Raw genomic sequence first — 19,907 nt, 5'->3', positions numbered from 1 at the left:
CCATCGGCGCTAAGGAGCTTAACTTCTGTGTTCGGCATGGGAACAGGTGTGACCTCCTTGCCATTGTCACCAGACAATAACTTACTCAATTAATTATAATGTCGATTATTTTAATTTTCAATAGTTAATTTTACACTTTGTTAAAGTTATCTTTACAAGTATTTTACAAAATTAACTTTCGTTTTTGACGACTTTTATATCTTACAACATTCAAAAAGCAAAGTCAACTAATTTTTAAAACTTTTTTTATTTAACAAGTTTATTATTTGTCGGTTCCGCTTCTTTTGAACACTTTTACTATGTTAGCACATCACAAGCATATTGACTACACTTTTTTTATATTGTTTTATAATAACTTCTCTACTCTTTTTTACTTTTGTAACTCCCCCTTTGATAATAACCCTTTATCACACCATTATATTTAATCTCTTAATTTTATATAAATCGAAAACTAATTATTCTTTTTGCCTCTTTTATTAACAATAACTGTCTCAAAATTAAAAAGAGATTGAGATATATTAGGTTAACATTTGAATAAACCCTAAACTTTATCTCAATCTCTAATATTTAATTTAATCTATTTTTGTCTCATGTAAGGGAATAATAATACGTCTCTAATAGATGGAGAGTCAGTTAACAACATAACTAAGCGATCGATACCGATACCTAAACCACCTGTTGGAGGCATACCATATTCTAAAGCTTCAATATAATCTTCATCCATTTCATGCGCTTCATCATTACCTTGTGCTTTTTCAACAAGTTGCGCTTCAAAACGTTCACGTTGATCAATTGGATCATTTAATTCAGTAAATGCATTCGCATGTTCTCTACCTACGATAAACAACTCGAAACGGTCTGTAAATCTAGGATCTTCTGGATTTTTCTTCGCTAAAGGCGAGATTTCAATTGGATGTCCATAAATAAATGTTGGTTGAATTAACGTTTCTTCAACTTTTTGTTCAAAGAATTCATTTAAGATATGACCATATTTCATATTATCAGTAATTTCAATACCATGTTCTTTAGCTGCTGCGATTGCTTCTTCATCAGATTTAATTTGATAGAAGTCTACACCTGTAGCTTCTTTCACTGCATCTACAATATGAAGGCGCGTCCAGGCAGACTCTAGGTCAATTTCCTCTTCATTGTATTGAACTTTTGCAGAACCAAATACTTCTTGAGCGATATGTCTTACCATAGATTCAGTTAAATCCATGATATCGTGATAATCAGCGTATGCTTCATATAATTCAATCATTGTAAATTCTGGATTATGTCGTGTTGATACACCTTCGTTACGGAATACTCGTCCAATTTCATAGACTTTTTCAAGGCCACCAACAATTAAACGTTTTAAATGTAATTCAATTGCTATACGCATATAAAGTGTAGCGTCTAGTGCATTATGGTGCGTAACAAATGGTCGTGCTGCTGCACCACCTGCAATTTGATGCATCATTGGTGTTTCAACTTCTAAGAAACCTTGTTTATTTAAGTAATTACGCATTTCTTGAATAATTTTACTGCGGTTAATAAATGTTTGAGTACTATCTTGATTTGTAATCAAGTCTAAATAACGTTGACGATAACGTTGTTCAATATCTTGTAAACCATGGAACTTATCAGGTAAAGGTCTAAGCGCTTTAGATAATAAAGTGAATGTCTTAGCTTTTACTGATAGCTCGCCAGTATTTGTTTTGAACATTACACCTTCAATACCAACAATATCGCCTAGGTCTGCACCTTTCCATAAATTGTCGAAATCTTCTTCGCCAATTTGGTCCTTACGCACGTAAATTTGAATCTGACCAGTCAAATCTTGAACATGTGCGAAACCAGCTTTACCTTTACCACGTTTAGTCATCAAACGGCCGGCAATCGACACATGACTTTCATCTTCTTTATCATGTAATTCTTCTTTTGAGAATTCATCCCATTGTGATTTTAGTTCACTAGCAGTAGCTGAGCGCTCAAAACGTTTTCCAAATGGGTCGATTCCTAAATCAATTAATTCTTGTAGTTTTTGACGACGGACCTGCATTTGGTCATTCATTTCTTCTGACATAACTTTCTCTCCTTTAAATTTCATTTTAATGAAAATCGTTCCATGGATTATTTCTAAATTGCTTATAGGATATCATATTACTAATATAGTGTTACTTAATTGTATTGTTTTACAAAATTGACATTACCTGTATCACTTTCAAAGTATGATCTTCACTATTTTCGCATTTCAATAATATTAATTAAATGCATAATTAATAATTCTTAACCTTTATATTTCTTCACTGTGTCATCTGGTATGACTAAATCAGAGATACGAGTATTTGAACGAGGTTCTATTTGTGTTGATGCAATATCATTTAATGGAATTAATACAAAAGCACGTTCACCCATTCGTGGGTGGGGAACTTCAAGGTCATCTTCTTCTATAACCTTATCTCCATATAACAAAATATCGACATCTAATGTCCTTGGACCCCAACGAATGTCTCTAACTCGATGTAATCGTTGTTCGGTTTCTAAGCAATATTTAAGAAGTTCTTTGGGCTCCAATTCTGTTTCAATTTCTAAACACAAATTTAAAAAATTGGGTTGCTCAGTATACCCCACTGGTGCAGTTTCATATATTGGAGAGATCTTAGTCACAGAAATCCCTTCAATACTATCAATTATTTTTATAGCATCTTGTAATTGCTGTTCCCTATCACCAATATTGCTTCCTAAACCTAAATAAGCTTGTACCATTTAACGATTCTCCCTCACTATCTCTATACCTACGCCATCATAGTGACCAGGAATAGGTGGGTTTTCTTTAGTGATTCTGACTTTCGTTTCCATTACACGATTATAGTGTGAATTTATACGTTTTGCAATACGTTCAGCTAGATGTTCGATTAAATTACATGGTGGACCTTCAACGATTTCTTTAACATCTTCAAACACTTCTCCGTAATGCACAGTATCTATCACATTATCAGATTGTCCCGCTTCTTCTAAATTCACTTTCAACGTAACATCTACTACAAAGATTTGACCTATCTCATTTTCAGCAGATAAAGCACCGTGGTATGCGTAAAATCTCATACCATTAAGAAAGATTGTGTCGTTCATCTTCATTCTCCTTTAAGAAATCCATACTTTGACCTAATCTAGCGTTTAATTGCACATTATGTACACGCACAGCTTTGACGCCTTTCATTATACCATAAGCTGTTGTAGCAGCTGTCGCCTCATCACGTTCTAACGCTTTAGTTTCTGTACCAATCATTTCTTTAATAAAACGTTTTCGACTCGTTGCTAATAAAACAGGATACTCAGTTGCTACAAGTTCATCTAAACGTGCCATTACTTCATTTTCTTCATCACGTGTTTTGGCAAAGCCAATCCCAGGATCTAGCCATATTTTATGTTTTGGAATTCCGGCCATTTCTGCTTTGTTCGCTTGAGTAATAAGTGATAATAGCATTTCTTCAACAACTGGTTGTTCGCGTTGTCCGTCACCATTATGCATTAATACAACTTCAGCATCGTAAGCAGCCACAACATCAAGTATTTTAGGATCATATAACCCTGCCCATTGATCATTGATCATCGTTGCACCTAATTTTAAGCACGCTTCCGCTACTTCACTACGATATGTATCTATTGAAAGTTGAATATTTAATTTTGCAAGTTCTTTCACTACAGGAACTACACGCTCAATCTCTTCTTCCGTTGAAATTTCTGTGAATCCTGGTCGTGTAGAAATACCGCCGACATCAATGATATCCACACCTTCTTCTATCATCTCTTTAGCACGTTTGACCGCTTTATCCACTGAATTATACTTACCACCGTCAGAGAATGAATCTGGTGTCACATTCAATATTCCCATAATTTTTGTTTTAGTCATTCTTGTCACGTCACCCTTCGTTCTTTTAGAAAATGATATGTAGAAAAATATCTACTTTTGCTTAATAGTCACATATTAATGATACACTCATTTTCTAAACATTTCAGTGTTTATAATCGCCAAAAAACATGCAAAGTATTTAATAATTTAAAACAAGGTATTCATCTCTTCAAAAAGAAAACGCTAGCGAAGCAAAATTAAGCTTCACTAGCGTATAAATATTGTTTAAAAATTAATCATCGAATGAATATAAAGGTGTTGATAAGTAACGTTCACCATTACTTGGCAATACTGTTACAACTGTTTTACCTTTACCTAATTCTTTAGCTTTTTGAATTGCAGCATGAATTGCAGCACCAGAAGAAATACCTGCTAGGATACCTTCTTCTTTAGCAACGCGACGTGATGTTTCCATAGCTGTATCATTGTCTACTTTGATGATACTATCATAAATATTTGTATCTAAAGTATCCGGTACGAACCCTGCACCTAAACCTTGCAATTTATGTGGTCCTGGCTCACCACCACTTAATACTGGTGATGCTTCAGGCTCTATAGCAACGATTTCAACATTAGGATATTTTTCTTTTAAGACTTTACCTACACCAGATAAAGTACCACCTGTACCTACACCCGCTAAGAAAGCATCGATTTGTTTACCTTCAAATTGTTCTACTAATTCTGGGCCTGTAGTTAACGCATGAATTTCAGGGTTTGCTGGGTTTTCGAATTGTTGTGGTTCGAAGTAACCATGCTCTTCTTTTAATTCTTTTGCTTTTTTAATAGCGCCTTTCATAGCTTCTGAACCTGGTGTTAAAACTAATTCTGCACCATAAGCTTTTAATAAGTTACGACGTTCAGAACTCATTGTTTCAGGCATTGTAAATACTGCTTTATAACCTTTAGCTGCACATACGAAAGCTAAACCGATACCTGTGTTACCACTTGTTGGTTCTACAATCGTATCACCTGGTTTAATTTTTCCTTCTTTTTCAGCTTTTTCGATCATAGCTAATGCGATACGGTCTTTTACTGAACCACCTGGATTTTGGTATTCTAGTTTTACATAAACATCTGCTGCATCTTCATCTACAACGTTTCTTAATTTTACTACCGGTGTATTGCCAATAATTTGAGTAATGTTATCTACTGGTTTTTGTGCCATTGAAAAAACGCTCCTTTAACTTTCATATTTAAAACTTAGTTTTTTTATCGGATATAACTATATTCTATCAGAATTTTCTAAAAAGACAAAGTTAATTCTCTCATTTTAGGATTCAAGTTACATTTTACTTTTACATTATTTTAGTTTCCCTATAAAAAAGGCAATAAACACATGATGGTTTATCGCCTTTAGTATATTTTTTATTATGCATTCATTGAAGCTAATAGGTCTTCAAGTTCAGCTTCTGAATAATTATATTTATTACCACAGAAGTGACAAATAGCTTCCGCGCCATGATCTTCTTTAATCATATCTTGGATTTCAGCTTCTCCTAAACCTTTAATTGCATTTAGAAACTTCTCATGACTACAGTTACATTCAAACTGAGCTTGCATAGTTTCTAAGATTTGAACGTTATCTTCACCAAGTATTTCTTTTAAAATACCTTCTGGCGTTAATCCTTGTTCAATTAATTTAGAAACGGGTTGCATATTATTTATAGCATTTTCTAATTTTGTTACAGTTTCATCTTTAGCGCCAGGCATTACTTGAATAATAAATCCTCCAGCAGCTTTAATAGAATTGTCAGGATTTACTAACACACCCAAACCAACTGATGAAGGTGTTTGTTCACTTGTCGCAAAATAGTATGTGAAGTCTTCTCCTAGTTCACCTGATACAATCGGACTTGCACCTGAGAAATAATCTTTCATACCAATATCTTTCACTACTTGGATGGACCCGTCTGTACCAACTGCTCTTCTAACATCTAATTTACCTTGTTCATTTAATGGAAAATGCGTTTGTGGTTTATCCACATAGGCACGTACATTACCTTCAGCATCTGCATCTGCAATGATTCTTCCAATAGGGCCTTTACCATCAACTGTTACTGTTAATTTTTGTTCACCTTTAAGCATCGAACCCATTAATAAAGTTGCTGTCATTGTTCTGCCCATAGCAGCTGATGCTGTTGGCCAAGTGTAATGACGTGTTTGTGCTTCTTGCACTGATTCAGTTGTTAGCGCAGCGTACGCACGTATTTCTCCGTCGTAAGCTAATGATTTTACGATATAATCATGTGTCATCCTTATAAACTCCTTTAGTACATTTATTTTTATATTGATATTATTTACGCTTTAATCTTTCAATTATTTCTATATTTTTACTTTAAGGATACTTATTCTACACTTGTTTAATAAGAATATGAAGTAACTTGCTTTCAACTCTAATATTGTCTTTTTCACGATCACTACATATTAAAAAATCTCCTTTGATTAAAGGGCATTGCCTTACTCAAAGGAGATAATAATCCAGTTTAAACTTATCTATTGCTAGGGTTGTTTGGATCGTTTGGATTATATGGTTTATCAATATTTGGAGATTGTTCATGACCTGTGTCTTCTTCATTATTTGAATGTCCACGATGATGATCATTGTCTCCATTTGAACCGTCACGTAATTGATCATGTCCTGCATGATTATCTCTATCATCTCTTTGACGATGTCTACGTTCGCGATTCATATCATTATCTTCTTTACGATCTTCTCGCATGTCTTCTTTACCTTCTTCTAGTTGTTCTTCGCGGATATCATCGTAAGATTTACCATATTTACCTTCGCTATAGTCAGAATCTTCATCTTTAACAACACGAGCAGCATCATAATCTACTTCAGGTAATACACCATCATAGAATAATGAACGGATTTGTTCAGCTACTAATGTTTCTTCTGTTAACAATGTTTTAGCGATAAGTTTAAGTTCTTTTTCATGGTCTAATAAGATTTGTTTACAACGTTCATATTGTTCTTTAATAATACGTTGAACTTCTTTATCAATTTCATAAGCGATTTGACCAGAATAGTTAGGTTCACCTTGCATATCCTTACCTAAGAATACTTGTCCACCGCCGCTAGATGAGAATTGTAATGGTCCAAGTTTTTTACTCATACCATACTCAGTAACCATAGAACGTGCAATTTGAGTTGCTCTTTCGAAGTCATTTGATGCACCAGTTGATACTTCATGGAAATTGATATCTTCGGATACACGACCACCTAATAAACCACAAATTTTATCTAATAATTCAGGTTCTGTCATTAAGAAACGATCTTGTTTAGGTAACATCATTGCGTAACCACCAGCTTGTCCACGAGGAACAATTGTTACTTTATGAACAACTTCTGCTTCATCAAGTACCATACCGATAACTGTATGACCCGCTTCATGGTGAGCCACAATATTACGTTCTTTATCTGAAATAACACGTGATTTTTTAGCTGGACCAGCAATAACACGGTCTGTAGCTTCTTCGATATCACGCATGTCAATTTTGTTTTTACCTTCACGTGCAGCAATTAAAGATGCTTCATTTAATAAATTCTCTAAATCTGCCCCTGAGAAACCAGGTGTTCTTTGTGAAATAGCTTTTAAGTCGACAGTTTCATCAAGTGGTTTGTTTTTAGAGTGTACGTGAAGAATAGCCTCACGACCTTTAACATCTGGACGGCCAACTTGAATTTGTCTATCGAAACGACCAGGGCGTAGTAACGCTGGGTCTAAGATATCAGGACGGTTAGTTGCAGCAATCATGATAATACCTTCGTTTTCACCGAAACCATCCATTTCAACTAGTAATTGGTTAAGCGTTTGTTCACGTTCATCGTGACCGCCACCAACACCTGCGCCACGTTGACGTCCTACTGCATCAATTTCATCGATAAAGATAATACATGGTGCATTCTTTTTCGCATTTTCGAATAAGTCACGCACACGGCTTGCACCGACACCAACGAACATCTCAACAAAGTCTGAACCACTGATTGAGAAGAAAGGTGCACCCGCTTCACCAGCTACGGCACGTGCTAATAATGTTTTACCTGTACCAGGAGGGCCTACAAGTAATACACCTTTAGGTATTCTTGAACCCATTTGTTTGAATTTCTTATTATCTTTTAAGAAATCTACTATTTCAATTAATTCTTGTTTTTCTTCATCTGCACCAGCGACATCTGAGAATCGTACACGACGTTTTTGGTTATCGTACATTTTAGCTTTGGATTTACCAAAGTTCATCATACGACCGCCACCGCCGCCGCCTTGTGCTTGGCTAAGGAAGAAAATGAATAGGAAAGCAATAATTAATACAGGAATTAATGTTGTCAACATACTTACGAAGACACTTTGTTTCTCTTCCTCTTTAACTTTAAAATCTAGTCCTTTTTGGCTTTTTGCTTCATTTGTAATTTTTTGTAAGTCTTTTTCGTTATTGTATAAAATCGTTGAAGAGTAATCTTCATCATTTTTTGTTTTACCACTTACCAAGTACACATTTTGCTCAGGTTGGATTTCTAAGGTCTTTAAATCACCTTTATCCAATTTCTCTACAAACTGTGAATAGGAAAGTTGTTTCGGTGTATTGCCATTCCCATTTATGTAAGAAAATACGCCGAATATAATAACGCCAATAATTGCGATAACAAGCACATTGCGAAAAGCTTTTTGCATGCGTCATTTCCTCCTATTTCTATAATAAAGCTAACAAAAATTGTAACACAACACTTCTCTTAAAGGCTAGCATTTCAACTTTTGTAATACTTTTCAAAATCCTTGTGTTATCAAACTTTTTAAAACTTAAATTCTCTAAAAAACGATAAGTTTTTAAAATGTGTTTAAGCATATAAAATGAGTCTACACTAATTCATTTATTAAGTATAGTTATTATATCTTAAACACGATTTAATTAAATTAACATCTAAATGAATTTCACTTATTTGTTATAAATTTCTGGTTTTAATGTGCCGATATACGGTAAATTTCGATAATGTTCAGCGTAATCTAATCCATAACCTACAACAAATTCGTCAGGAATTTTCTTACCAACATATTTAGCTTCAATATCAGCTTTACGACGATTTGGTTTATCCAGTAATGTAACAATTTCAAGTGAATTAACTTTACGTGATTGCAATAATTCAGTAATTGATTTCAATGTTGTACCTGTTTCTAAAATATCTTCAATGATTAGGACGTCTTTATTTTCAATAGATGAACCTAAATCTTTTAAGATTTGAACTTCACCAGTTGATTCAGTTCCGCCATGATAGCTTGAAACATCCATAAAATCAATTGCTAAATGTGTGTCGATGCGTTTAATTAGGTCTGCCATAAACATAACAGAACCTTTTAGAATACCCACGCATACAAGTGGTTTATCTTTATAATCTTTAGTTAATTGTTCTCCTAAATCTTTACAAATATTTTGTATATCTTCTTCAGTTAACAATATTTCTTTTAAATCGTCTTTCATTCGTTATTCATCTCCAATTTTTTTGATTTCTATATGTTGATTATATGCTTTAGCAATATATAAATTACCTACAGCAATAATTTGATGGTATTGATCTTCAATTAATGGCATTTGCATGCGCACATCATTTGGAATTTTGTGATCTATAAACAAACGACTCACTTTTTTATGACCTTTTTGTCCATTTAGTTCGACTTTATCTCCATTGTGGCGAGTTCGTATCAATAATGGTAATTGTTGTTTAGGAATCGTCGGATGTATAACAACAAGATATTGTCCGAAACGATATGTATCTGCATCATTCACGATTTGATTATCTAATAATGACGGCTCATTTTTCGCCAATATAATAAATTTATCATATGCTATTTGAATTATCCATTTTTCAGTGAGGGATATCTCAAATTGTGCGATTTCATTACTAATCTGATCAAACCATTCATGATATTGTTTCTCTGAAAATGCCTTATTCAACTGAAGTTGTTCGAAGAGCTGATCTAACAATATCATTTTAGTTATATCATCAAGTTGATTAAATATATTTCGTGAAAATTGTATTTGAGTTCCATTTTTATTAATTAGACAATCATTCTCTATAAAGGATTGGGCTTTTTTTCGACTCTCTTGTAATTGAATATCATGCCAACGTTTTAATTTTAGTAGATGCGTGCTATCAAGATCTGCATTTTGATTAATCGCTGGTAATAGTCGATTGCGAATGTCATTCCTAACATATTTATTGTCACTGTTTGAGCTATCTTCATAATAAGGAACTTGATATTTGTGCTGATAGTCGCGTATGTCTTCTTTTGAAACTTCAAGTAATGGCCGACATATTGTGTAATGATTACGAATTGATTGAACATCTATCCCTAGAGTACTTCGTGTAGAACGTCCCGTAAATAATCTATAGAAGATTGTTTCTAGCTGGTCATCTAAATGATGTGCTGTAAGTAATACATCCGCATCTAACCTTTTCATCATTTCGTCAAACCACTCATAACGCAATTGTCGAGCATCAGCTTGTATACTCTTCCCTTGCGCTACTACATCCGTTAAATTCAAATGCTTTACATAGCAAGGTATCTCATATTGTTTACAAAATGCTTCTATAAACGCTTCTTCCTCATGTGATGCTTCTCGTAAGCCATGATTAACATGTAGACAGGTCAATTGTTTGTAAGTACGAGATGATTGTGAAAGTAAATTGTGTAAGAGTGACATACTATCTATACCTGTCGAAACAGCAATCACAACATGATCAGTATTGCTCCATAGTGACGTATTAACTTTCAACACAAAGACCTCCTTAATAACATGAATATACCTTATTGCAATATTACAATGTAGTCATCAAAAAAAGAGTGGAACTAAAATTCATTGTTGAATTTTAAGTTCCACCCCGCAAAAATAACATATCTTACATAAATTAAAGAGCAATTCGATAAGACGCCAATTGTTTATCTTACGGTGAATGTTACTTTTGCTATTATCAATTGTTATATAAATAATTTATTATAAATTAGCGTCTTGAACCTTTACCGCCACGTCTTGATTCAGTTTGTCGTTTAATAGATGTTAATTTATCTTCACTATCTTTTAAGAAATTGCTTAATTTCTTTTCAAAATCTTCACCTTTTTGTTGTGGTGGTCTATTGTGATTTGATTTATGTTGTGGTCTACGAGGACGATCTTTTGCTTTTTTTATTGAAAGGCTAATTTTACCGTCATCTGCAATAGATAAGACTTTAACTTCAACTTCGTCTCCAACTGATAGGTGATCTTCAACATTCTCAACATAGTTATCAGCCACTTCACTGATATGAACTAAGCCACTTTTCCCTTCAGGTAACTCTACGAATGCACCAAATTTTTTGATACCAGTAACTTTACCTTTTAGCTTGTTTCCTACTTCGATTGACATATTCTAAATAAATCCTCCCGATTTTGATTCGATTTTAACCTTATTATATTCCTGTTTTAATATTTTCACAATGCTATAAAACCAGATAATTCATTCTTATTTAAGAAAAACGATTATCCTTAATGTTATCAGTTGTCATTAGAGGATTTAGACTTAGAATCATCATCACTATTAGGCAATTTAAAAATAACTTCACCTTTATTGCTCAGGTAATAATCATCTCTTGCTACTTTCTCTATGTAGTCTTTATTATTTAAATTACTAAGTTCTTCTTTTAATGCGATTTCCTCGTCTTGCTTTTTCTGAAACTGTTCCTCTTTATGTTTACGCTCAACTGCTGCTTTATCATTGCTTTGTTTTTGGACGACAAGCATGATGGATAGAATAATTATGATTGCTAATAATATCCCACCGAATACAGTTACTCTTCGTCTAACAACGCGCATTTTCTTTTGTTGTCGTTGCTTCTTTCGATTCTTTTCGGAGGTATACTGATTCCCTATTTCTTCTACCTTTTTACTCATTGCTTGTCACCTCCTTCAGTCTATTCTTCTTCAAATTGGTTCTGATTAATACGTTCTTCTTTAATTAAATTGTACATACCTTTAGCGTTTTCTTTAGAAGCATGTTCACTTAAACCAGTTACTTTAACTGTAACAAGCTTTTGTCCGAAACGAATAACTAATTCATCTTCTACCTTAACATCTGTTCCAGCTTTAGCTACATTTCCATTAACGGTAATACGTCCTTGATCACTTATCTCTTTCGCTAAAGTACGACGTTTAACAAGTCGCGATACTTTTAAATATTTATCTAATCTCATGAATCTTTCTCCCCTTGTTGCAAAAAGTTTCTAAGGGTTTCTTCATCAAAATCCTTATTTTTGGTTTTATCATACAATGCCATGAAGTGGTCTGCAAATACTTTCTCAAATTTAACCCGTGGTGCTTTACCTTCTTTACTTTTAGCTGTCTGCCAAATGTCATTTAATTCTTCTATCGATGCCGCTTTTTCATCACCAAAAATATGTGGATGACGGCGAATCATCTTAGCACTTAAGCTTTCAATGATTTCTTGAATGTCCATATAGCCCTCTTTTTTGCCAATACTTGCATGTAAGAGAACTTGAAGTAAAATATCTCCTAATTCTTCTATCATGTGCCAATCATCTTCATTATCAATTGCTTCGAATAATTCAAAGCTTTCTTCTAATAGATAGCGTTTGAGGGAGTCATGAGTTTGAACACGATCCCATGGGCAACCAGTTTCATCATCGACTAAGCGATCTATAATCTCTACTGCATAATCAAAGTTTCGATATAATGCTTCATCATTTGTCACTTTAGGAACGTAGACACTCGTTAAATTATTAAATGCGTCTTCGTGATGATCAAGTTCAAATAGAGGTACCTCTAGTACAGAGGCGCCAGTGCTATGTGCGCCAGTCACTATTTTGACTGGAAAATCATCTGGATATTGTTCCATCAAAGTAATTTTAATATCTGCTGCAACCATAGCACTATATACCTGAGTAATAAGTGTATGTGTACGCACATTTAATAACTGTTCGGTTAATGCTGTACCATCTAACAAAGTGAAACCATCGTTAGGATCTTGGTTAATCGCTGCGAAGATATCATCAATAAAACTTTTACCACCTAGCATTTTAACATTCACGTCTTGATGATGGTTATTGTAGTCTAACAACTTGGCCGTCGTCGTTTCAGCTACACGTGGATGTCCAGGTACGGCATAGACAACATCTTGTGATTGCGCTTTTTCTATTAATACATCAACAATTTGTTTATACACAGAATCGAAATCTTCATTCTTTTCATAAATAGTATCAAAACTTTCGAATTTAAGTTCATCTTGTAATTGATTAATTACAGGATGGTCTAGTGTCCTAGTATAAACAAGCGGTTGTTGTATTAAAAAACGATATATACCAAGTGGCAACTCATCTAAACCGTAGTTTCCTAAACCAACAATTGTAATTGTATGTGTCATTAATGTCGTCCTTTCTTTATATGATAAAGCTTTTCGCCAAATGGCAAATGTTTTAATTCTCTATAACCTAAGATGTTCATATATATAACTAATATTAATAATACGGCAATGCCTATGATTGCCACAACAACTAACTCTATAAGTCCACCTATACGTCCCACTTGAGGTAATACCTGCATAATAATTTGAATGATTATCGTCATGATGACAAGCGCAGTAAACATTTTTAAAATGAATGGTTTCATTTGACTAAAATGATACTGCTTAAGCACTTCTTTATGCAGTATAATTACAAAACAAATAAGGGACAAAACAGTGCTAATACTAGCGCCAGCAATACCATAATGATGAATCAATAGGACGTTGAGTATCGCTTTCACTACTAAGCCAATAGTTACACCAATCAATATCGGACGAATGCAATTGAGTACTTGTAATAATGCAATATCCATCATTATAAGCGATACACAGATAACCGTTAACATATAGAATCCAAGTGTAAAGCCTAAACTATTAGTCTTAAAGAAGACTGCATTCATCATAGGTAATAAATTAATTAATCCTATACCAGCTGCTGAGCTAATTAATATAGTGATTTTAAGCGATGCATTAGCGTAACGATTCATTTTAATTTGATTTCGTTGTTCGATTGCTTCAGTTAAAAGTGGGATTAATACAAAACTAAAAGTTGTCGTAACAATTAAACCCATTTGTATAAATGAAGTCCCACGATCATAAATTCCTTTTTGCATGATTGCTTCTTTAAAATGTAGGCCGTGTGATTGTAGTGTGTGAACAATTGTAAAGCTATCTATAAATTGCCATAATATGACCAATAATTGGCTCAATGCAAATACAAGTGTAGCCATAAGCAAGTCTTTCCAAGGTATATTTGCTGATAAATTCTGCATCTTAAAAGAGAAGGGTTTCATAACTATTAAAAAGAGACTTGAACCTAAAAAACCAAGTGCAGAAGCTAAAATAGCAATCGTTCCTGCTTGATATATTGACCAATCTTTAATCATAAATAAACCAATGGCTACAATGATGAGACCAACACGAATGATTTGTTCAATAACCTGGGAAATAGCGGGTATATTCATACGTCTTTGACTTTGATAATAACCACGACACACACCTAATATACCAATAAATAAATAACTCAAACTTGCCATTCGTATCATAGGTGCAAGTCTTGAATCTCCCATCAATATAGCCACTGGATGCGCTAATAATAAGAGCATTAAAAATATTACTATCCCTAACGTTTGAAATCGTATTAGCACTTTTGAAAACGAAGACGGTTGTCCATTAATACCCAGCGTTTGCGTTACCGCACTTGGAATAGCATTCATAGATAAAATCATACCTAGCGCCACAATTGGATATATTTGTTGATAAGCATACAACCCAGTATCTCCGAGAACATTTTGGTAAGGCACTCTGTAAATTGCACTTAAAATTTTAACTATGATGAGTGCAAGGGTTAGAATCACAACGCCATTGAACGCTGTGTGGTTAGAGGGTTCAATGTATTTGAACTCGTTTGAACTCTTAGATGATAACGATTGTGTAGATTTAGATTCTGATATGCTTTTAGTTTTCATCTTCAATAACCATACTTCCTTCAAGACATCTCACAAGGAATTTCAAGTTATCTAACCATTGCTTAGACTTGGTAAGTGTTACATGCATGCGATTTTCTTTAACACCTAGTTTCATTGCACGTCCTAAAGGTTGTGTTTGTTTAAACAGTTCTTCGCCGTTCATTTGTTCTGTTGCTTTCGCTGATAATGACACTTCAATTTGCTTACCTTTATCTTTAATTAAAGTTACCCCTGCATGTAGCGCATGTATTTTAATTTCAACCATTTCAAGTAAACGTTCAACTTCAACTGGATAATCATTGAATCGATCTATCAATTCATCTTTAATATCAAATAATTGTTCTTCTGTTTCGACTTTACGTAGTTTTTTATAAATTTCAATTTTTGCTTGCTCATTTTGAATGTATTCTGCAGGTAAATAGGCATCTAAGTTAAGTTCCATTTCTACTTCTGGTGCATCTGGTTCTTCTTCTTTAATACCACGTTTTTCATTAACCGCTTCTTCTAACATTTGTGAATACAAGTCAAAGCCAACCGAATCAATAAAGCCGTGTTGTTGTTTACCTAGTAAGTTTCCGGCACCACGAATATTTAAATCTCGCATGGCAATTTTGAATCCTGAACCCAATTCAGTAAATTCTTTAATAGCTTGTAATCTTTCTTCTGCAGTTTCAGTTAGCACTTTATTCGCAGAATGTAAGAAGTATGCATAGCCAATTCGACTTGAGCGTCCTACACGACCGCGCAATTGATACAATTGACTTAATCCAAAGCGATCTGCTTCTTCAATGATTAGAGTATTCGCATTAGGTACATCTACACCTGTCTCAATAATCGTTGTAGTCACTAAAATATCAAATTCGCCATTAATAAAGCTTAGCATTGTTTCTTCAAGATCACGTTCTGTCATCTGACCATGTGCAACGGCAATATTAGCATCCGGCATTAACATCTGTAATTGTTCACGTTTTTCATAAATGGATTGAACTCTGTTGTATAAATAGAATACCTGTCCATCACGTGATAATTCTCGTTCTAAAGCTTCTTTAATAAAATTACTATTTTGTTCTAACACATAAGTTTGTACAGGAAAGCGATTTTCTGGAGGTGTCTCAATGACTGATAAATCCCGTACACCTAGCATACTCATGTGTAATGTTCTAGGAATAGGCGTTGCCGTTAACGTCAGTACGTCTACATTCGTCTTCATTGTCTTAATACGTTCTTTATGACGTACACCAAAACGTTGTTCTTCATCGACAATTAATAATCCTAAATCTTTATAATGAATATCTTTGCCTAACAATTTATGTGTTCCAACAACAATATCAACGTATCCTGATTTAAGACCTTCTTTAGTTTCTTTGACTTCTTTAGTTGAACGGAATCGACTAATCAATTCAATTTGTACCGGAAAATCCTGCATTCGTCCAATTAACGTTTCATAATGTTGTTGCGCTAAAATCGTTGTAGGTACAAGAAATGCAACTTGTTTCCCTTCCATTACTGCTTTAAAAGCTGCTCTAACAGCAACTTCTGTTTTACCATAACCTACGTCACCACATAATAGACGATCCATTGGTCGCTCGCGTTCCATATCACCTTTAATTTCGTCTATCGATTTCGCTTGGTCAGGCGTTAATTCATATGGGAAGTCCATTTCAAATGCACTTTGCTCAGCGGTATCTTCACCATATTGATAACCTACCGACATTTCACGTTCTTTATATAATGCGATTAATTCATCAGCAATATCTTCGACATTTTGTTGAACTTTAGCTTTTGTTTTCTTCCATTCTGAGCCACCAAGTTTATTTAATTTAGGCGACTTATCTTCTGAAGCAACATATTTTTGAACTTGATCCATTTGATCGACTGGTACAAAGAGTTGGTCTGTGCCTTTATATTGCAATTTAATATAATCTCGGTGAACATCTCCAACTTCTAAAGTTTCAACACCAAGATAACGCCCTACCCCATGATGTACATGTACGACGTAGTCACCAACATTAAGGTCTTGATATGACTTGATTTTTTCAGCATTAGATAAAGTTTTAGTACGTTTACGCTGCTTCTTTTGTTTTGTTTTGAACAATTCTCTCTCAGTTATAACAACAAGTTGCATATAAGGTAATTCGAAACCTTCTGAAAGACTGCCCTCTGTAACAACGACTTGGCCAGATTTAATGTCATTGTGAACATTAGTAACAGTTGGTATATGCATCTCATTCAACATCGATTGAATTCGTTCAACTTTCGTTTCAGTTTCTACTAACACCACGATATGATAGTCGTTGTGTACATAGCGTTGGAATTCAGAACGCATAATATCGTATTGCCCATAAAACTGTTGTACTGGTTTACAAGAAAACTTAATAATATGTTGTAACTGAACAGGCATAGTGGACGTAAACAAAGTGAAGTACGTCACTGGATAATCTTTCAATAACGACTCAAAACCATCATATTGCATAAATGATTGACCGATAAATCCGTTTCCACTTTCTATTAAGTTCTGAATGAAATCGTCCACTTCAGTTGTTAGCGTCTTTTCAGTTTCTTTAATACGATTATATTCGTCAGCTACAATGATGGCGTCTTTCGCAAAATAGTCAATAAGCGTTGAAGGTTGCTCGTACATAAATGCCACCAAACGACGTAATAATTGATGATCAAAAAACGTTGTTTCAAATAACTTGAAACTTTCATATGTCTCTTTCAAATCATTACGAACAGACTTGTCAATTTTTGGTCGTGTTGTTTCATATGCGGTCTTCAATTCTGATTGTAAATGTTGAATGACATCATCTGTAATAACGTAATCACTTGCTGTTGTGATTGAAACTTCTTCAATATTGTCATTTGAACGTTGCGTCTCAACATCGAAGTCACGAATTGAATCAACTTCTGTATCAAACAATTCTATTCGAACAGGTTGACCTATGAGAGGGTAAATATCGATAATGCCTCCACGCAATGAGAACTCGCCGATATGTGATACAACACTTTCACGACGATATCCCATATTCACTAATTTATTTAAGAATTCATCGACATCTATATCCTCGCCTACTCTAAGGGTAATTTGATGATCTTTCCAAAGTTCAAATGGTGTGAGCCACTTTTTCAATCCGTTCAAAGGAACGATAAATAACCCTTTCTTATTATGAGCTAATGCAGTCAGTGTTCTTACACGTTCACTCATAAGTTGAGGGCTTTGCGTTGAAAATTCTTCAGTCATAATATCTTGTACAGGATATTTATAAACTTCAGAATGATCGATATATTGTAAAATATCAGTTTCTAATTTATCTGCTTGATATAAGTTGTTAGTGATTAACAACATTTGTTTTTGATCTTTTAGATACTTTTCAGCGATAATCGTAGCTTTCGCAGAGGGAGAGAGACCAGTAACAAGAATGTTTTGATGACCGAATACATCATCGAGTTCCTGGAAACGTTTATCATTTTGAATATAATCTGAAATGATAGGTCTCAATTGACTTCTCCATTATATTGATTCATTACATGGTCGAAGCGTGAACTTTCAATAAAAGCTTCCACAGCATGTGCTGAATGTTCAATCACTTTATCCATAGTAATCATCTCTTCTTTTGAAAATTTCTGTAATACATAATCAGGTACTGACATACCATTCGTTGGTCTCCCTACGCCAATACGAATTCGTTTAAATTGATCTGTACCTAAATGTTTAATGATAGACTTCATACCATTATGTCCTCCAGCGCTACCCTTTTGACGCAAGCGGATTTGACCTTGAGATAAATCTAAATCATCATACAAGACGATTAAATCTTCCACTTCAACATTATAGTAATCCATTAATGGCCCTACTGCTTCACCAGAAAGATTCATCATAGTCATTGGTTCAATAAATAGAACCTTGTCACCATTTAAACGTTCAATAGTATAAGCACCTTTAAATTTTTGTTTATCTAATGAGAAATTATGTTTCTTCAAAATGTAATCAATGACTTCAAAACCGATATTGTGTCTTGTTAACTCAAATCGCTTGCCTATATTCCCAAGACCCACAATACATTTCATACGATGTTACCTCCATTGTGATTCATTTATAACGACTAACTGAATAGAATTGTGCATATATCAATTATTCATTATTTTATAACATTCCCTATAATAACACAAAAAGGGAGTAGAACAGAATTCATTAAGAATTCATGTTCCACTCCCATAAAGATAACAATCAACGAATTATTCTTCGTCTTTATTTTCTTCTTCGCTATCTTCTTCTTTTTCTTCACCAACTACTTCAGGTTCTTCAGTTGCTGCTTCACCTTCCATAGCTTCAACTTCTTCTTCAGTAGGTTCATCAGTTGGAGGAACTACTGTTACAACAGATTCTTCTGGGTCGTTTTCAATTGTGAAATCGCCAGAAACTTTAATATCTGAAACTGAGTAGCTGTCATTAACTTCTAATTCAGTAATATCAACTTCAATTGATTCAGGGATATTTTCTGGAGTTGCTGTAACTTGTAAGTCGAATAATGGTTGTTCAACTACGCCACCTTCTTTAGCACCAGCAGCTTCACCTACTAAGTGAACTGGTACATCAACAGTACGTTCTTCAGTCATGTTGATTGCTAAGAAGTCGATGTGTGTAATTTGGTTTTTAAGTGGGTCAAATTGATAATCTGACACCATAACTTTGATTGATTTAGAACCAACGCCTAAATCGATAACACCGTTACGTCCTACTTCACGGATAACTTTGATGAATTCAACTTCATCAACTTTAACTGAAGTATTTTTAGTACCATAACCATAAACTACTGCAGGTACTTTACCTGTATTACGTAATTTTTTAAGGTCAGAACGTGTTTGTTTACCTTGACGGATGATTGACTTTAATGAAGCCATTCGTATTTCCACCTTTCATTTTCAAGTCTAGATACTTATTATCGTGAGAATATAAAGTTCTGGACTTTCCTTCACTTACCCATCAACTTTA

General features: G+C 34.1%; 17 protein-coding genes and 1 rRNA gene. All 18 read right to left on the bottom strand.

Annotation, left to right across the window (positions count from 1 at the left end):
• Window positions 1–74 (bottom strand): 5S ribosomal RNA (gene rrf / locus SBL16_RS11815); the annotation flags it as partial.
• A 503-nt stretch (window positions 75–577) separates the two neighbouring features.
• A complete protein-coding gene (lysS, locus tag SBL16_RS11810) occupies window positions 578–2,068 on the bottom strand; it encodes a lysine--tRNA ligase (protein WP_053017959.1) in 1,491 nt (496 codons plus the stop codon).
• Window positions 2,069–2,271: 203 nt separating this feature from the next.
• The gene (gene folK, locus SBL16_RS11805) at window positions 2,272–2,751 is read right to left on the bottom strand and encodes a 2-amino-4-hydroxy-6-hydroxymethyldihydropteridine diphosphokinase (RefSeq protein ID WP_053041944.1); all 480 of its coding nucleotides are present in this window, start codon (window positions 2,749–2,751) and stop codon (window positions 2,272–2,274) included.
• Window positions 2,752–3,117, bottom strand: coding sequence for a dihydroneopterin aldolase (gene folB, locus SBL16_RS11800; protein WP_053017957.1), 366 nt, complete (start codon window positions 3,115–3,117; stop codon window positions 2,752–2,754).
• On the bottom strand, window positions 3,095–3,898 hold the full coding sequence (gene folP, locus SBL16_RS11795; protein ID WP_053017956.1) for a dihydropteroate synthase: 804 nt from the start codon (window positions 3,896–3,898) through the stop codon (window positions 3,095–3,097). Before folP ends, folB begins: the two co-directional genes overlap by 23 nt.
• Before the next feature lie 232 nt (window positions 3,899–4,130).
• The gene (gene cysK, locus SBL16_RS11790; RefSeq protein WP_016931263.1) at window positions 4,131–5,063 is read right to left on the bottom strand and encodes a cysteine synthase A; all 933 of its coding nucleotides are present in this window, start codon (window positions 5,061–5,063) and stop codon (window positions 4,131–4,133) included.
• A 203-nt stretch (window positions 5,064–5,266) separates the two neighbouring features.
• Window positions 5,267–6,151, bottom strand: coding sequence for an Hsp33 family molecular chaperone HslO (gene hslO / locus SBL16_RS11785; protein WP_107612170.1), 885 nt, complete (start codon window positions 6,149–6,151; stop codon window positions 5,267–5,269).
• Between the two features lie 236 nt (window positions 6,152–6,387).
• The gene (gene ftsH / locus SBL16_RS11780) at window positions 6,388–8,571 is read right to left on the bottom strand and encodes an ATP-dependent zinc metalloprotease FtsH (RefSeq protein WP_107612171.1); all 2,184 of its coding nucleotides are present in this window, start codon (window positions 8,569–8,571) and stop codon (window positions 6,388–6,390) included.
• 262 nt (window positions 8,572–8,833) lie between these two features.
• Entirely contained in the window at window positions 8,834–9,373 is a 540-nt protein-coding gene (gene hpt / locus SBL16_RS11775) for a hypoxanthine phosphoribosyltransferase (protein ID WP_011276752.1), read from the bottom strand.
• Between the two features lie 3 nt (window positions 9,374–9,376).
• Complete coding sequence (tilS, locus tag SBL16_RS11770) at window positions 9,377–10,669, bottom strand: tRNA lysidine(34) synthetase TilS (protein ID WP_182477400.1); 1,293 nt, start codon at window positions 10,667–10,669, stop codon at window positions 9,377–9,379.
• A 226-nt stretch (window positions 10,670–10,895) separates the two neighbouring features.
• A complete protein-coding gene (locus tag SBL16_RS11765) occupies window positions 10,896–11,297 on the bottom strand; it encodes a S1 domain-containing RNA-binding protein (protein WP_053017953.1) in 402 nt (133 codons plus the stop codon).
• Window positions 11,298–11,425: 128 nt separating this feature from the next.
• Entirely contained in the window at window positions 11,426–11,821 is a 396-nt protein-coding gene (gene divIC / locus SBL16_RS11760; protein ID WP_053017952.1) for a cell division protein DivIC, read from the bottom strand.
• 20 nt (window positions 11,822–11,841) lie between these two features.
• Window positions 11,842–12,120, bottom strand: a complete 279-nt coding sequence (locus SBL16_RS11755) for an RNA-binding S4 domain-containing protein (RefSeq protein ID WP_107612173.1) — start codon at window positions 12,118–12,120, stop codon at window positions 11,842–11,844.
• Entirely contained in the window at window positions 12,117–13,307 is a 1,191-nt protein-coding gene (locus SBL16_RS11750) for a MazG nucleotide pyrophosphohydrolase domain-containing protein (protein ID WP_107612174.1), read from the bottom strand. Before SBL16_RS11750 ends, SBL16_RS11755 begins: the two co-directional genes overlap by 4 nt.
• Window positions 13,307–14,839 (bottom strand): polysaccharide biosynthesis protein, encoded by a 1,533-nt coding sequence (locus tag SBL16_RS11745; RefSeq protein ID WP_182477401.1) that lies wholly within the window; start codon window positions 14,837–14,839, stop codon window positions 13,307–13,309. Before SBL16_RS11745 ends, SBL16_RS11750 begins: the two co-directional genes overlap by 1 nt.
• A gap of 64 nt (window positions 14,840–14,903) precedes the next feature.
• Window positions 14,904–18,413 (bottom strand): transcription-repair coupling factor, encoded by a 3,510-nt coding sequence (gene mfd / locus SBL16_RS11740; RefSeq protein WP_107612176.1) that lies wholly within the window; start codon window positions 18,411–18,413, stop codon window positions 14,904–14,906.
• Window positions 18,410–18,982 carry an aminoacyl-tRNA hydrolase gene (gene pth, locus SBL16_RS11735; RefSeq protein WP_011276759.1) on the bottom strand — a complete coding sequence of 191 codons (573 nt, stop codon included), beginning with the start codon at window positions 18,980–18,982 and terminating at the stop codon, window positions 18,410–18,412. Before pth ends, mfd begins: the two co-directional genes overlap by 4 nt.
• Window positions 18,983–19,150: 168 nt before the next feature.
• A complete protein-coding gene (locus SBL16_RS11730; RefSeq protein ID WP_011276760.1) occupies window positions 19,151–19,816 on the bottom strand; it encodes a 50S ribosomal protein L25/general stress protein Ctc in 666 nt (221 codons plus the stop codon).
• Window positions 19,817–19,907: the final 91 nt, after the last annotated feature.

Source organism: Staphylococcus sp. NWU MK-U1 (assembly GCF_033283505.1).
In the GTDB taxonomy this organism is placed as follows: Bacteria; Bacillota; Bacilli; order Staphylococcales; family Staphylococcaceae; genus Staphylococcus; species Staphylococcus haemolyticus.
The sequence above is the reverse complement of the archived record's forward strand: the minus strand, read 5'-3'. Positions and strand labels throughout refer to the sequence as shown.

Bases quoted from the DNA above. Each gene is read 5' to 3' on its own strand.
- hpt (WP_011276752.1), bottom strand. From the start codon at position 9,373: ATGAAAGACGATTTAAAAGAAATATTGTTAACTGAAGAAGATATACAA.
- divIC (WP_053017952.1), bottom strand. From the start codon at position 11,821: ATGAGTAAAAAGGTAGAAGAAATAGGGAATCAGTATACCTCCGAAAAG.
- SBL16_RS11755 (WP_107612173.1), bottom strand. From the start codon at position 12,120: ATGAGATTAGATAAATATTTAAAAGTATCGCGACTTGTTAAACGTCGT.
- folK (WP_053041944.1), bottom strand. From the start codon at position 2,751: ATGGTACAAGCTTATTTAGGTTTAGGAAGCAATATTGGTGATAGGGAA.
- ftsH (WP_107612171.1), bottom strand. From the start codon at position 8,571: ATGCAAAAAGCTTTTCGCAATGTGCTTGTTATCGCAATTATTGGCGTT.
- SBL16_RS11765 (WP_053017953.1), bottom strand. From the start codon at position 11,297: ATGTCAATCGAAGTAGGAAACAAGCTAAAAGGTAAAGTTACTGGTATC.
- folP (WP_053017956.1), bottom strand. From the start codon at position 3,898: ATGACTAAAACAAAAATTATGGGAATATTGAATGTGACACCAGATTCA.
- hslO (WP_107612170.1), bottom strand. From the start codon at position 6,151: ATGACACATGATTATATCGTAAAATCATTAGCTTACGACGGAGAAATA.
- cysK (WP_016931263.1), bottom strand. From the start codon at position 5,063: ATGGCACAAAAACCAGTAGATAACATTACTCAAATTATTGGCAATACA.
- lysS (WP_053017959.1), bottom strand. From the start codon at position 2,068: ATGTCAGAAGAAATGAATGACCAAATGCAGGTCCGTCGTCAAAAACTA.
- pth (WP_011276759.1), bottom strand. From the start codon at position 18,982: ATGAAATGTATTGTGGGTCTTGGGAATATAGGCAAGCGATTTGAGTTA.
- folB (WP_053017957.1), bottom strand. From the start codon at position 3,117: ATGAACGACACAATCTTTCTTAATGGTATGAGATTTTACGCATACCAC.
- SBL16_RS11750 (WP_107612174.1), bottom strand. From the start codon at position 13,307: ATGACACATACAATTACAATTGTTGGTTTAGGAAACTACGGTTTAGAT.
- SBL16_RS11730 (WP_011276760.1), bottom strand. From the start codon at position 19,816: ATGGCTTCATTAAAGTCAATCATCCGTCAAGGTAAACAAACACGTTCT.